At 72.2% G+C, this 12,622-nt stretch carries 14 protein-coding genes; 8 read left to right on the top strand and 6 right to left on the bottom strand.

The genetic code is table 11. The features are described 5' to 3' along the window. Positions 1-26: 26 nt before the first annotated feature. From ACGFMM_RS33995 to ACGFMM_RS33980, 4 genes are read left to right on the top strand one after another with little or no spacing between them, the layout of a single operon-like run. Positions 27-1,127, top strand: coding sequence for a hypothetical protein (locus ACGFMM_RS33995; RefSeq protein WP_393650366.1), 1,101 nt, complete (start codon positions 27-29; stop codon positions 1,125-1,127). Positions 1,128-1,137: 10 nt separating this feature from the next. Beyond that, complete coding sequence (locus tag ACGFMM_RS33990) at positions 1,138-2,340, top strand: toxic anion resistance protein (RefSeq protein WP_393650365.1); 1,203 nt, start codon at positions 1,138-1,140, stop codon at positions 2,338-2,340. Then, the gene (locus tag ACGFMM_RS33985; RefSeq protein ID WP_393650364.1) at positions 2,337-3,920 is read left to right on the top strand and encodes a substrate-binding domain-containing protein; all 1,584 of its coding nucleotides are present in this window, start codon (positions 2,337-2,339) and stop codon (positions 3,918-3,920) included. The genes ACGFMM_RS33990 and ACGFMM_RS33985 overlap by 4 nt, the downstream gene beginning before the upstream one ends. After that, entirely contained in the window at positions 3,907-4,521 is a 615-nt protein-coding gene (locus ACGFMM_RS33980; protein ID WP_393650363.1) for a hypothetical protein, read from the top strand. The genes ACGFMM_RS33985 and ACGFMM_RS33980 overlap by 14 nt, the downstream gene beginning before the upstream one ends. 160 nt (positions 4,522-4,681) lie before the next feature. Here ACGFMM_RS33980 and ACGFMM_RS33975 read toward each other — a convergent pair whose 3' ends face one another. After that, positions 4,682-6,505 (bottom strand): phosphoenolpyruvate carboxykinase (GTP), encoded by a 1,824-nt coding sequence (locus ACGFMM_RS33975; protein WP_393650362.1) that lies wholly within the window; start codon positions 6,503-6,505, stop codon positions 4,682-4,684. 197 nt (positions 6,506-6,702) lie between these two features. On the opposite strand from ACGFMM_RS33975, the gene ACGFMM_RS33970 reads away from it, so the two are divergent. Both ACGFMM_RS33970 and ACGFMM_RS33965 read left to right on the top strand, forming a co-directional pair. Next, positions 6,703-7,389: a hemolysin III family protein gene (locus tag ACGFMM_RS33970; protein WP_393650361.1), complete on the top strand. Its 687-nt coding sequence runs from the start codon at positions 6,703-6,705 to the stop codon at positions 7,387-7,389. Between the two features lie 26 nt (positions 7,390-7,415). Further along, positions 7,416-8,039, top strand: a complete 624-nt coding sequence (locus ACGFMM_RS33965) for a TetR family transcriptional regulator (RefSeq protein WP_393650360.1) — start codon at positions 7,416-7,418, stop codon at positions 8,037-8,039. A gap of 6 nt (positions 8,040-8,045) precedes the next feature. Here the strand turns inward: ACGFMM_RS33965 and ACGFMM_RS33960 are convergent, their stop codons facing one another. Continuing rightward, positions 8,046-8,711 carry a vitamin K epoxide reductase family protein gene (locus ACGFMM_RS33960; RefSeq protein ID WP_393650359.1) on the bottom strand — a complete coding sequence of 222 codons (666 nt, stop codon included), beginning with the start codon at positions 8,709-8,711 and terminating at the stop codon, positions 8,046-8,048. 4 nt (positions 8,712-8,715) lie between these two features. After that, the gene (locus ACGFMM_RS33955) at positions 8,716-9,213 is read right to left on the bottom strand and encodes a DUF5949 family protein (protein ID WP_393650358.1); all 498 of its coding nucleotides are present in this window, start codon (positions 9,211-9,213) and stop codon (positions 8,716-8,718) included. A gap of 177 nt (positions 9,214-9,390) precedes the next feature. Here ACGFMM_RS33955 and ACGFMM_RS33950 point away from each other — a divergent pair, with 177 nt between their 5' ends. Together ACGFMM_RS33950 and ACGFMM_RS33945 are read left to right on the top strand one after the other, a co-directional pair. Continuing rightward, on the top strand, positions 9,391-9,795 hold the full coding sequence (locus tag ACGFMM_RS33950; protein WP_393650357.1) for a tyrosinase family oxidase copper chaperone: 405 nt from the start codon (positions 9,391-9,393) through the stop codon (positions 9,793-9,795). Then, a complete protein-coding gene (locus ACGFMM_RS33945) occupies positions 9,779-10,645 on the top strand; it encodes a tyrosinase family protein (RefSeq protein ID WP_393650356.1) in 867 nt (288 codons plus the stop codon). The genes ACGFMM_RS33950 and ACGFMM_RS33945 overlap by 17 nt, the downstream gene beginning before the upstream one ends. Before the next feature lie 75 nt (positions 10,646-10,720). On the opposite strand, the gene ACGFMM_RS33940 is transcribed toward ACGFMM_RS33945, so the two are convergent. From ACGFMM_RS33940 to ACGFMM_RS33930, 3 genes are all read right to left on the bottom strand, one after another. Next, positions 10,721-10,990: a chaplin gene (locus ACGFMM_RS33940; protein WP_393650355.1), complete on the bottom strand. Its 270-nt coding sequence runs from the start codon at positions 10,988-10,990 to the stop codon at positions 10,721-10,723. A gap of 350 nt (positions 10,991-11,340) precedes the next feature. Continuing rightward, positions 11,341-11,850, bottom strand: a complete 510-nt coding sequence (locus ACGFMM_RS33935; protein WP_393650354.1) for a hypothetical protein — start codon at positions 11,848-11,850, stop codon at positions 11,341-11,343. Between the two features lie 174 nt (positions 11,851-12,024). Next, positions 12,025-12,285, bottom strand: a complete 261-nt coding sequence (locus ACGFMM_RS33930) for a hypothetical protein (RefSeq protein ID WP_393650353.1) — start codon at positions 12,283-12,285, stop codon at positions 12,025-12,027. Between the last annotated feature and the right edge of the window lie 337 nt (positions 12,286-12,622).

Raw genomic sequence — 12,622 nt, 5'->3', positions numbered from 1 at the left:
CGCGTCCACCCAACTCCCCCTGGAATGTGGGTTTCCGCGAGCAGATTGCCCCCGTGAGACGCATCGTGGGAATCATCCTGGCGGTGCTGCTGATCGGCGGAGTGGCAGCAGCCGTCGTCGCAGGCCGCGACACAGGAGAGGGCACGGCAACGAAGACCGTGCGTGGAGTGATCGGGTCGGAGAAGGCGGAGTTCTTCGACGATCCCGACGTGGTGAAGGCCCTCGCCGCCAAGGGCTACACCGTGACGACGGACACCTCGGGGTCCTGGGACATGGAGCAACTGACCCTCACGGGTTACGACTTCTCGTTCCCGTCGTCCAAGGCGCCCGCCGACACCCTGCGGGCCAAGTCGAAGGTGACCGGCGCGCCGCAGCGCCCGTTCTACTCGCCGCTCGTCGTCGTCGCGCACCGCGGCGCCGCCGAGGTGCTGGCGGCCAACGGGCTCGCGCAGCTGAACGGTCGGGCCGGCGGCACGCTGAAGATGGAGGCGTACCTGGCCGCCGCCCGCGCCGACCGGACCTGGCAGCAGCTCAAGGGGGCGGAGAAACACCAGGAGTTGAGCGGCACGCTGTTCATCACCTCGACCGACCCCGTCGCCTCGAACTCCGGCGCGCTGTACCTCGCCGCCGCGAGCTACGTCGCCGACGGCGGCAAGGTCGCCGGCGACAAGGCGGCCGTGGACCGCACCGCGCCGCTGCTGCGCAAGCTCACCCAGGTGCAGGGCGCCCAGCAGTCCGGCTCCGACGCGCCGTTCCGCGACTTCATCAGCGGCGTCGGCAACCCGCTGGTCCTGGTGTACGAGTCCCAGGTCGCCTCCCAGCTGCTCGCGAAGCAGGACCTCGGGGACCTGGTGCTGCTCTACCCGGACTCCACGGTCAGCAGCGACCACACCGTCGTCCCGCTCAGCGAGAACGGCCGCGCGGTCGGCGAACTGCTCGCCACCGACCCGGAGCTGCGCAAGCTCGCGGTCCGGCACGGCTTCCGCCCGCAGGGCGCCGCCGCCGAGTTCACCGCCGCCACCGCGGCCCACAAGGACCGCATCAACCAGACGCTCACCGGAGTCCGCCAGGCGCCCGTGCCCACCAGCGAGGTGCTGCACGAGATGGCGCGGCGGGCCCGCTCCTAGGGGGACACGCATGACCACCAGCCCGCAGGGGCCGCTCCTGACCCCGCCCGGCGACGAACCGGCGCTCGTCCTGACCCCGCCCGAGCCGGTCGCCCCGGTCCGCAGCGAGCAGGCGTCCGGCCTCGTCCCGCTGGACGAGACCGTCGTGACGGAGATGACCCGGCGCGCCGCCGACTACGTCGGCTCGCTCGCCGGCATCGACCCCCGCTCGCCCGAGTTCGCCGGCCGGATCGGCGAGATCACCGCGCTCGGCGGCGGCGACATCCGCAGCGCCGCCCAGCAGACCAACCGGATGCTGGACCGCACCGTCCGCTCGCTGTCCGACGGCGGCGGCGACGCCTCCTCCCGGGTCGGCTCCTCGCTGGTCGAGCTGCGCCGCACCATCGACGACCTCGACCCGCGCGACACCCCCGCGAAGGGCGCCCGCAAGCTCCTCGCGAAGTTGCCCGGCGGCAACAAGGTCCGCGACCACATCGCCAAGTACGCCACCTCGCAGGCCACCCTCAACCGGATCGTGACCACGCTCCGCGGCGGCCAGGACGAACTGCGCCGGGACAACGCCGCGTTGCAGACCGAGCGGACCCGGCTGTGGGAGACCATGGGCAAGCTCCAGGAGTACGCGGTGCTCACCGAGGCCCTGGACGCCGCCGTCGAGGCGCACATCGCCGGGACCCCGGACCCCACCGCGGCCGACGCGCTCCGCGCCGACGTGCTCTTCCCCGTCCGCCAGAAGCACCAGGACCTGCTGACCCAGCTCGCGGTCTGCGCCCAGGGCTACCTCGCGATGGACGTGGTCCGGCGCAACAACGACGAGCTGATCAAGGGCGTGGACCGGGCGGCGACGACCACCGTGTCCGCGCTGCGGATCGCGGTCATGCTCTCCTCCGCGCTGGAGAACCAGCGCAAGGTCACCGAGCAGATCAACGCGCTGACCGCGACCACGGACCAGCTGATCCGCACCAACTCGGACGTGCTCGCCGGCCAGTCCGGCGAGATCCAGCGGATCGCGGCCGACCCGGCGGTGGCCGCGGACACGCTGCGCACCGCGTTCCAGCAGATCTACCGGACCCTCGACGCCATCGACACGTACAAGGTCCAGGCGACCGAGGCGATGGCCTCGACGGTAGAGTCCCTGACGGCCGAACTCCACACCGCGAGCGCGTACCTGGACCGCACCCGCCGCACCGGCGCCCTGGAAGGCGGCCTCGGATGAGACGTACCGACACCGGCCGGGCGCTGCGCCGGGCCACCGCCCTCCTCGCCTCCGCCCTGCTCCTGGCCGGCACCGCGGCCTGCGGCGGCGGCGAGGAGGACGGCAAGGACGACCACACGTACAAGCCGGGCACCCTGCGCGTCCTCGCCTCCTCCGAACTGGCCGACATGAAGCCGGTCCTGGACGCCGCCGCGAAGGCCACCGGCGTGACCGTGCGCCCCACGTACGCGGGCACCCTCGACGCCGTCGAGCAGGTGGCCTCCGGCCGGGCCGACGCCACGTACGACGCCGTCTGGCTGTCGTCCAACGACTATCTGCGGCTGCGCCCCGAGGCGGGGAAGCGGATCACCGGCGAGACGCCGATCATGACCTCGCCGGTCGCCCTCGGCCTGCGGCCCGAGGCGGTCGCCCGGCTCGGCTGGGACCCGGCGAAGGTCACCTGGGCACAGGTCCACCGGGCCGTCGCCGACGGCAAGCTCGGCTACGGCATGACCGACCCGGTCCGCTCCAACTCCGGCTTCTCCGCCCTGGTCTCGATCGCCTCCGGTCTCTCCGGCGCGCAGTCCGCGCTCACCGACGCGGACGTGGCGCGGGCGACGCCCCGGCTGAAGGAGTTCTTCGCCGGGCAGAAGCTGACCTCCGGCTCGTCGGGCTGGCTGGCCACCGCGTACGCCCGCCGCTCCGACGTGGACGCGCTGGTGAACTACGAGTCGGTGCTGCTCTCGATGCCGCAGCGGCTGACGGTGGTCCGCCCCAGCGACGGCGTCGTCACCGCCGACTACCCGTTCACCACCCTGGCCTCGGCCCGCCCCGAGGCCAAGGACGCCGCCCGCCGGCTCACCTCGCACCTGCGCAGCGCCGAGGCCCAGCGGCTGATCACCGAGAAGACGCTGCGCCGCCCGGTCGTCCCCGGGGTGAAGCCGGCGCAGGCGATCGCCGCCGACGCCCGCCGCGAACTGCCGTTCCCCGGCAGCCGGTCGGTCGCCGACGGACTGCTCGACGCGTACGAGAACCGGCTGCGCCGGCCCTCGCGCACGGTGTACGTGCTCGACACCTCCGGCTCCATGTCGGGCGAACGCCTGGAGCGGCTGAAGAAGTCGCTGACCGAGCTGACGAAGGACTTCCGGGACCGGGAGGAGGTCACGCTGCTGCCGTTCGGCTCGTCGGTGAAGCGGGACCAGGTCCGCACCCACACCGTCGACCCGAAGGACCCGGAGAAGGCGCTGGCCGCGATCCGTGCCGACGCGGGCCGGCTGTCCGCCTCCGGCGAGACGGCGATCTTCAGCAGTCTGCAGGAGGCGTACCGGGTCATCGGCTCGGGCGACACCCGATCCGCGTTCACCTCGGTCGTGCTGATGACGGACGGCGAGAACACCGCGGGCGCCCCGGCGTCCGGTTTCGAGACCTACTACAAGGGGCTGCCGGAGGACCGCCGGAGCACCCCGGTCTTCCCGATCCTGTTCGGCGACTCGGACCGCGGCGAACTGGAACGCATCGCGAGCCTCACCGGCGGCCGGCTGTTCGACGCCACGACGGGTTCGCTCGACGGCGCCTTCGAGGAGATCCGTGGCTACCAGTGACCGCACCTCGAACCCGGTGCTCCGCTACCTGGAGTCCCGCAAGAACCTGGCCGGTTCCGCTGCGGGCCTGGCCGGCCTGGTGCTGACCTTCACCGGCCTGGCCGGCGCGTACTGGCCGGTGGTCATCGCCGGGTTGTACGGCGCCGGCGCGCTGATCGCCCCGCCCGACCTTCCGCCGGTGCCGCCCTTCCCCGACCCGGAGGAGGAACTCGACGCGCTGCGGGAGAACTTCGCGACCCTGCGGACATATCTCGCGGAGGTCGACCTGCCGCCCGCGGCGGCCGGCCGGCTGACCGAGCTGGACGGGGTCGTGGAGGCGCTGCTGGATCCGCGCTGGGTCGCGGACGTGCTGAAGCAGGACCCGGAGTCGGTCCACACGCTGTCCCGGGCGGTGCGCCAGGACATCCCGGAGGCGGTGGACGCCTTCGTCCGGACGCGCTGGTGGAACCGGGTGGCACCGGGCGCGGAGCCGCCGGAGCGGCATCTGGAGCGCCAGCTGAACGCGCTGCACCAGAAGATGACGACGATCGCGGGCGAACTGCGGGACGCCGAGTCACGCCGCCAGCAGGCGCACACGATCTTCACGGAGGACGACCTGTAAGGGCGGCCTGTAGGACGACCGGTCCGCGAACGTGCGGCGGACATGCGGCGGCCCCCGGAGCGGTGAGGATGCTCCGGGGGCCGCCCGCGTCGTGGCGAGCCGTCGTGACCCCACTGGTCAGGGCGGTGTTCGGGGCAACCCGCCACGAGTCGTGCGGGGACTAGCCCAGGCGCTCCACGAGCGCGCGGTACTCGTCCCACAGCTCCTTCGGCGTGTGGTCGCCGAAGGTGTTCAGGTGCTCGGGGACCAGGGCGGCCTCCTCGCGCCAGACGTCGCGGTCGACCTTGAGCAGGAACTCCAGGTCCTCGGCCGGCAGGTCCAGGCCGTCGGTGTCGAGGGAGTCCGCGGTCGGCAGGATGCCGATCGGGGTCTCGACGCCCTCGGCCTTGCCGTCCAGGCGCTCGACGATCCACTTCAGGACGCGGCTGTTCTCGCCGAAGCCGGGCCAGACGAACTTGCCGGCGTCGTTCTTGCGGAACCAGTTCACGTAGTAGATCTTCGGCAGCTTCGCGGCGTCCGCGGACGCGCCCACCTTGACCCAGTGCGCCATGTAGTCGCCCATGTTGTAGCCGCAGAACGGCAGCATGGCGAACGGGTCGCGGCGCAGCTCGCCGACCTTGCCCTCGGCGGCGGCGGTCTTCTCGGAGGCGACGTTCGCGCCGAGGAAGACGCCGTGGTTCCAGTCGAAGGACTCGGTGACCAGCGGCACGGCGGACGCGCGGCGGCCGCCGAAGAGGATCGCGGAGATCGGGACGCCCTTGGTGTCCTCCCACTCGGGGGCGATCGTCGGGCACTGCGCGGCCGGGACGGTGAAGCGGGCGTTGGGGTGGGCGGCCGGGGTCGCGGACTCCGGGGTCCAGTCGTTGCCCTTCCAGTCCGTGAGGTGCTTGGGCGCCTCCTCGGTCATGCCCTCCCACCACACGTCGCCGTCGTCAGTGAGCGCGACGTTGGTGAAGACGGAGTTGCCCCACAGGGTCTTCATGGCGTTGGCGTTGGTGTGCTCGCCGGTGCCGGGCGCGACGCCGAAGAAGCCCGCCTCGGGGTTGATCGCGTAGAGCCGGCCGTCCTCGCCGAACCGCATCCAGGCGATGTCGTCGCCGATGGTCTCCACGGTCCAGCCGGGGATCGTCGGCTCGAGCATGGCCAGGTTGGTCTTGCCGCAGGCCGACGGGAAGGCGGCGGCGACGTACTTGGCCTCGCCCTGCGGCGGGGTGAGCTTCAGGATCAGCATGTGCTCGGCGAGCCAGCCCTCGTCACGCGCCATGACGGAGGCGATGCGCAGCGCGTAGCACTTCTTGCCGAGCAGGGCGTTGCCGCCGTAGCCGGAGCCGTACGACCAGATCTCGCGGGTCTCCGGGAAGTGCGAGATGTACTTGGTGGAGTTGCAGGGCCACGGCACGTCCGCCTCGCCCTCGGCGAGCGGGGCGCCCAGGGTGTGTACGGCCTTGACGAAGAAGCCGTCCGTGCCGAGTTCGTCGAGCACGGCCCGGCCCATGCGGGTCATGGTGCGCATGGAGACGGCGACGTACGCGGAGTCGGTGATCTCGACGCCGATGGCGGAGAGCGGGGAGCCGACCGGGCCCATGCAGAAGGGCACGACGTACATGGTGCGGCCCTTCATGGAGCCGCGGAAGATGCCCTCGGAGCCCGCGAAGATCTCCTTCATCTCCGCCGGGGCCTTCCAGTGGTTGGTCGGGCCCGCGTCCTCCTCCTTCTCGGAGCAGATGAAGGTGCGGTCCTCGACGCGCGCCACGTCGGTGGGGTCGGAGGCCGCGTAGTAGGAGTTCGGGCGCAGAGTCGGGTCGAGCTTCTTGAACGTTCCCTTGGCGACGAGCTCCTCGCACAGACGCTCGTACTCGGCCTCGGATCCGTCGCACCAGACGACGGCGTCCGGCTGCGTGATCTCGGCGATCTCGTTCACCCAGGCCACAAGCTCCTTGTGCTGGGTGGGGACGGTGGTGGGAGCCGCGTTCTCGCGCGCCACGATTGCTCCTTGATGAGGGGTTTTCAGATGTATGCCCCGTGGGGGCCTCGACCCGGATGCGTCGTAGCTGCTCATCCGGTGCCGACCGCACTCATTTGATCGTAACCGACCTCCGTGCCCATATGTCCAGAGGGCCGCCCACGTGAGCATGGCCACTCCGGCCGTGACCCTACGCGCGCGTAGGTAGCATTCCGCCCATGACTGCAGCCGTGCCGGAGGAGACCCAGATGGAGCAGGCCCAGCACATGCCGCTGAAGCCACGGCTGCGCGGCTGGCTGCACGCCGGCATGTTCCCCGCTGTAGTCGTCGCCGGTCTCACCCTGGTCGCGCTCTCGGACTCGCCCCGCGCCCGGATCGCCTGCGGCATCTACGTGCTCACCGCCTGCCTGCTGTTCGGCATCAGCGCGCTGTACCACCGGGGGAACTGGAGCCCGCGCGGCGAGGCCGTGCTCCGCCGCCTGGACCACGCCAACATCTTCCTGATCATCGCGGGCACCTACACCCCGCTCACCCTGCTGCTGCTCCCGGACACCACCGGCCGCCCGCTCATGTGGGCCGTCTGGGCGGCCGCCGCGGCCGGCATCGCCTTCCGGGTCTTCTGGGTCGGCGCCCCGCGCTGGCTGTACACGCCCTGCTACATCGCCATGGGCTGGGCCGCGGTCTTCTTCCTGCCGGACTTCATGCGGGCCGGCGGCATCGCCGTCCTCGTCCTGGTCATCGTCGGCGGCGTGCTCTACAGCGCCGGCGGCGTCATCTACGGAATGAAGCGCCCCAACCCCTCGCCGCGCTGGTTCGGCTTCCACGAGGTCTTCCACTCCTTCACCCTCGCCGCCTTCGTCGTCCACTACGTCGGCATCTCGCTGGTGGCCTACCAGCACGCCTGACGGCGACCCGGCCGGCACGAAGCACCATGACGAACCCCGACGACGAGGCGCCCCGGCTCACCCTGCGCGAGCGCAAGAAGCTCCGGACCCGGGCCGCGATCCGCCGGGCCGCGTACCGGCTGGCCGAGGCCCAGCCCTGGGAGACGACCACCACCGAGCAGATCGCGGCCGCGGCCGACGTCTCCCCCAGCACCGTGGCCCGCTACTTCCCCGTCAAGGAGGACATCCTCCTCAGCGACGAGGGCGACGAGCTCCTGGAGGCCCGGCTGCTCGCCCGGCCGCCCGGCGAGGACCCGCTGGACTCCCTGCGCGCCGTGGTGACCGACGCCGTGAGCGCCGCCCTCACCGAGCAGCGGGAGCAGCTGCTGCTGCGGGCCCGGCTGCTCGTCGAGCTCCCCGCCGTACGGGCCCGGCTCACCGAGACCACGGCGGAGACCGCGCAGCGGCTGGCCCGCGTCCTCGCCCGGCGCACCGGCCGGGACGCCGACGACCTGGAGGTACGGGTCTTCACCGCGGCCGTGCTCGCCGCGCTGCGCGAGGCCACCGTGTACTGGGCCGAGCACGGCCGCGACCCGGAGGCGCTGGTGCCGCTGCTCGGCCGCACCGTCGACACGCTCAGGGGCGGCCCGGCCCTGCGGGCCCGCCCCTGACGCGGGTCAGCTCGTCCAGAAGTCCCACCAGCGGGTCAGGATCAGCATCCCGATGATCCCCAGGTGCAGCACCGGCAGGGCGAAGGTGAACTCGGCGCAGAAGTCGCGCAGTCCGGCCGGGGCGGGCAGCACGCCCGTCCGCACGTTGTGCGAGGTCACGTACCAGAACATGACGATCGTCGCGGTCCAGGCCAGACAGCACCACAGACAGAGTGCGTTGATCTCGTACAGGGACTGGTACATGAGCCAGGTGCAGAACCCGACGCCGAACAGCGTGCCGGCGTTCAGCCCCAGCCAGAACCAGCCGCGGTAACGGGCCCCGGCCAGCAGCCCGGCCCCGATCGCCACCACCATCCCGTACGTGACGAGCCCCAGCATCGGGTTCGGGAAGCCGAACACCGCCGCCTGCTCGCTCTTCATGATGCTGCCGCAGGACACCACCGGGTTGAGGCTGCAGCCCGGCGTGAAGTGCGGGTCCTCCAGGAGGTGGAACTTGTCGAGCGTGATGACCCAGCCGGCGAGCACGCCCGCCGCACCGGTCACCACAAGGAGCCAGCCGAGCGCCCGGCTCGCGCCGATCCGCCCGCCGTCCGTCTCCAGCGCCGTCCCGCGGGACCTCTCCTGCCGGTGCCGCTGACCCGGCACCCCGTCGCGTACACCCGCCCCGGTCATCGGATCAGCCCTGGATGCGGCGCACCGGCAGCATCATGTGGGCCGCGCCGCGGACCACCTCGCCGTCGGCGACGAAGGTCTTCAGCCGCGCCTCGGTCACCGTCTCCCCCGGCACCGCCTCGGGCCACGGCTTCGTCGGGACGATCAGGTACACCTGCTCGCCCTCCTTCGCGGCCGCCTCCCACTCCGCCGGCACCGGGCACTGCACCTTCATGAAGGGCAGCGTCAGCACGGCCTGGCGGGCCTCGACGAGCAGGTGCACACCGGGCCGCCGGGTGCCGTCGGCGACCTCGCCGCCGATCTGCAGACCCATGCCCTCCAGGGCGGCCCGCATCGCGGCCTCGCCGGCCTCGGGGCCGTCACGGCCGTCGCCGAGCGAATACACCATCAGAAAGGGCGTGATGGAGGCGTTCTCGTGCGGACCGATGGTCCAGGGAATGACGGTGAGCGTTCCCAGCGGATTGGCACTGCGCGCCTGAGAAATCGCGTTCGGTGAGGTCATGACGCCGGATGCTAGTGGTCCGCCGGGGAATGCCCCGAGCCTTTGTCACCCGTCCGGCAGACATTCACCCGCCCCCGTGTCTCCCGCGTGACTCCGGTGGCGTTTTCTCGTTCTACCCAGAAGGGCATTCGCCCTTGCGTCCTTTTCGCCCCGGAGAGAACTCCAGGAGAGAACCGTATGAGCGTCCCGCGCCGCTACGCCCTGCGAACCCTGTTCGCGGTGGCCGTCACCGCCTTCACGGGCGGCGCCCTCGCCCGTATCGCCGCCAAGGACAACGACGAACCCCGCGCCGGCGGCGGCCGTCCCGGCTTCGACTTCGACGAGGTCCACCGCGGCCGCCGCGTCCAGGGCGAGCCGCTCGCCGGCGGCGCCGTCCGGGTCCGCGTCGACGGCCGCCCACTGCACGTCATGCGCTGCGCCGACGGCGGCTGGCTCACCCCGCTCGACCACTACCGCTCCTGCCCGACGCCGCTGGACGCGGCCCGCGCGGCCGTCGACGCGCTCGGCTCCGCGCAGCTGTCGCCGCTCGCCGCCGCCCACGGCGGCCACCCGGGAGGGAGCCCGCGTGGCGTACGTGCGTAAGAACCAGCGCGATCTGACGGCCGCCGAGCGGCGCCGGTTCGTCTCCGCCGTCCTGGAGCTCAAGCGCCGCGGCACGTACGACGACTTCGTCCGCCTGCACATCGACCACTACCGGGCCGACGGCGACGGCGGGCTGCGGCTGGCGCACGGCGCGCCCAGCTTCCTGCCCTGGCACCGCCGGCTGCTGCTCGACTTCGAGCGGGCGCTGCGCCGGATCGACCCGGCGGTCACCGTCCCGTACTGGGACTGGACCCGGGACAACCGCCCGGACTCCGCGCTGTGGGCGGCGGACTTCATGGGCGGGACGGGCCGGCCCGGCGATCTGCGGGTGACGACGGGCCCGTTCGCGTACGGCGGCGGCAACTGGCCGATCACGGTGTCGATGACCACCACCCGCTTCCTCACCCGGGACCTCGGCCGGCCGCGCGCCCCGCTGGGCCTGCCGACCTCCGCCGACGTGGAACGGGCGCTGAGCGACTCGGTGTACGACGTCTCGCCGTGGGACTCCACCAGCCGCTCCGGCTTCCGGAATCTGCTGGAGGGCTGGGGGCCGGGCTCGGGGCCGGCCAGCTGGCGCAACCACAACCGGGTGCACCGCTGGGTCGGCGGGATGATGCTGGGCGGGGCCTCGGTCAACGACCCGGTGTTCTGGCTGCACCACTCCTTCGTCGACGTGCTGTGGACCCGCTGGCAGCGGCGCCACCCGCGGTCCGGCTACCGGCCGGCCCTGCCGCCGCCGTCCGGGGACCCGCAGCACGGCCGGGTCGCGGCGCTGCACGAGCCGATGGCACCGTGGCAGGTCAGGCCCGCGGACCTGCTCGACGTCTCGCACGTCTACCGGTACGTGTAGGGGCCCCGCGGCCGGACGCGGAGCGGCCCCCCGGTCATCGGACCGGGGGGCCGCTCTCGGCTCGGGGGGCGGTGGTCAGCCGCCGTAGCCGCCGCCGTTGTCGCCGTCGATGTTGGCGCAGGTGTTGCCGAACGCCGGGTTGATCAGCCCGATGACGTTGACGGTGTTGCCGCACAGGTTGATCGGGATGTGGACCGGAACCTGGACCGCGTTGCCCGAACCGACACCGGGCGAGTGGGCGGCGACGCCGTGGGCGCCCGAGTCGGCGACGGCCAGGCCGGCTCCGCTGAGGGCGACGGCACCCGTGCCGGCGATTACGGCGGCAGCCTTCGCGATGCGAGACATCAAGAACTCCTTGAACGGTGAAAAACGCGACCGCGAGAACCGCGGCCGTCACAGGCGTTCAACGCCGTGACGCGGAAGGGGTAACGGGGCAATACGTCAGCCGGCCCAGATCAATCATCCGACGCTTTCGCGTTCGATTTCGCCGGGCGAAAGGAAGGCCCGTGGACCCGAGTCCGTCCCGCCGTCGGATACGGCGGTACGAATCCCGGGTCCACGGGCCGCGGCCATGCGACAAGCCTCCTGTCGCAACGAGCGAAAGTCCTTGGAGTGGCGGGGAAGAATCGTGTCTTCACGACCCCTCCATCGATCACACAAGAACGATTCGCCGTACGGTGCGTTCCGCGTCGGCGTCAGACCGACGGCGGCTGGACGCCCAGTCCGGAGTCGAGCGCCCCGGACAGCGCCGGCGTGAGCAACCCGGCCTCCGGCGCGGTCACCCCGGGCAGCGACAGACCGAGCGGGCCGGGCCGGCCGTCCGGCACGGCGACCGGGGTGCCGACGACGGCGCCCGGCGTGACGGCGTCGAGGTCCGAGCCCGGCGTGGTGAGCAGCGCGCTGCCGGTCTCGCTGCCGTCGAGGAGCTCGGGCAGCGGGGCCTCGACGAGGGTGCCCGGCACGGAGCCCGCGACGGGGATCCGGGGCAGCTGGGCGTCCGGCAGACCGCCGTGCACGTCCGTCAGACCGGTCGGGGCGCCGGGCACCGGCAGGGGCACGGCGCTCGCCACCGTCGGCGCGTCCAGGCCCGGGGCCGCGGTCTCCAGGCCCTGCAGCGGCAGGACCACGGGAGCCTCGGCGGCCGACGCGGAGGAGGCGGTCGACGCCATCGCGGCGGAGGCCAGGCAGGACATCAGGATTCCCATGCCGGCTCGATTTCGCAGGTTCATTACTGCGCACGCCCTTCAGGAGCTTGAGGTGGGGTGGGTGGGTGCTGTGTCGTCAAGAACGAGTCCCTTGACCGCCGCGTGGCGAAGTTCGCCCGATCGCAGCAACGCCTCGACCCTTGCCGGTGAGGGCGCGGCGGCCGGTTGACGCGACTACTTGGGGAGCGGAAGGCCGCCGAGCAGCGGGGCCGCCTGGCCGACCTGGTTGACCTTCTCGGCTGTGTCCGTGACGGCCTTGAGCGGGGAGCCTTCGGTGGTGCTGCTCAGCGCGTCGCTCTTGAGGGGCTGGCTGCTGCTGAGCGCACCGAGCGCACCGTTCAGGCCGGGCGTGGCCTCGGCGGCCATGGCGGGCGCCGCCGCGCCCAGGGCCATCATCGAACCGGCGACGACCGCGGCAACCTTGGTGGGCTTCATGAATGAGTCCTTCCTCTTGCTGTCAAGTACTGGCACGTGCCGGCACATCAGGGGACACACCGGACTCCCGTTCTCCTGTCGGATTCCGGCGTGTCGTTTCCGTACTTCTGTAACGAGCCCTGCTCGCGCCGGAAACTCCGGGTCAGGGGAATTCCGGGCCTTGCACCCGATCGGTGAGACCCGGTGCGATCGTCGGACCGGAAAACGAAAAGCGCCGTGGGGGGCCCGGCCGGCCGGCCCGCCCCCCCGGGGGCCGCCCGGGGGCCCCCCCGGGGGCCCGGGCGGGGGCCCGCCCGGGGCACGTCGGGGGGTACGAAAGCGCGGGGCGGACAAGCCG

Origin of the sequence: Streptomyces sp. NPDC048604, assembly GCF_043199435.1 — a bacterium.
Taxonomy (GTDB): domain Bacteria; phylum Actinomycetota; class Actinomycetes; order Streptomycetales; family Streptomycetaceae; genus Streptomyces.
This window is presented reverse-complemented; position numbering and strand designations above follow the sequence as displayed.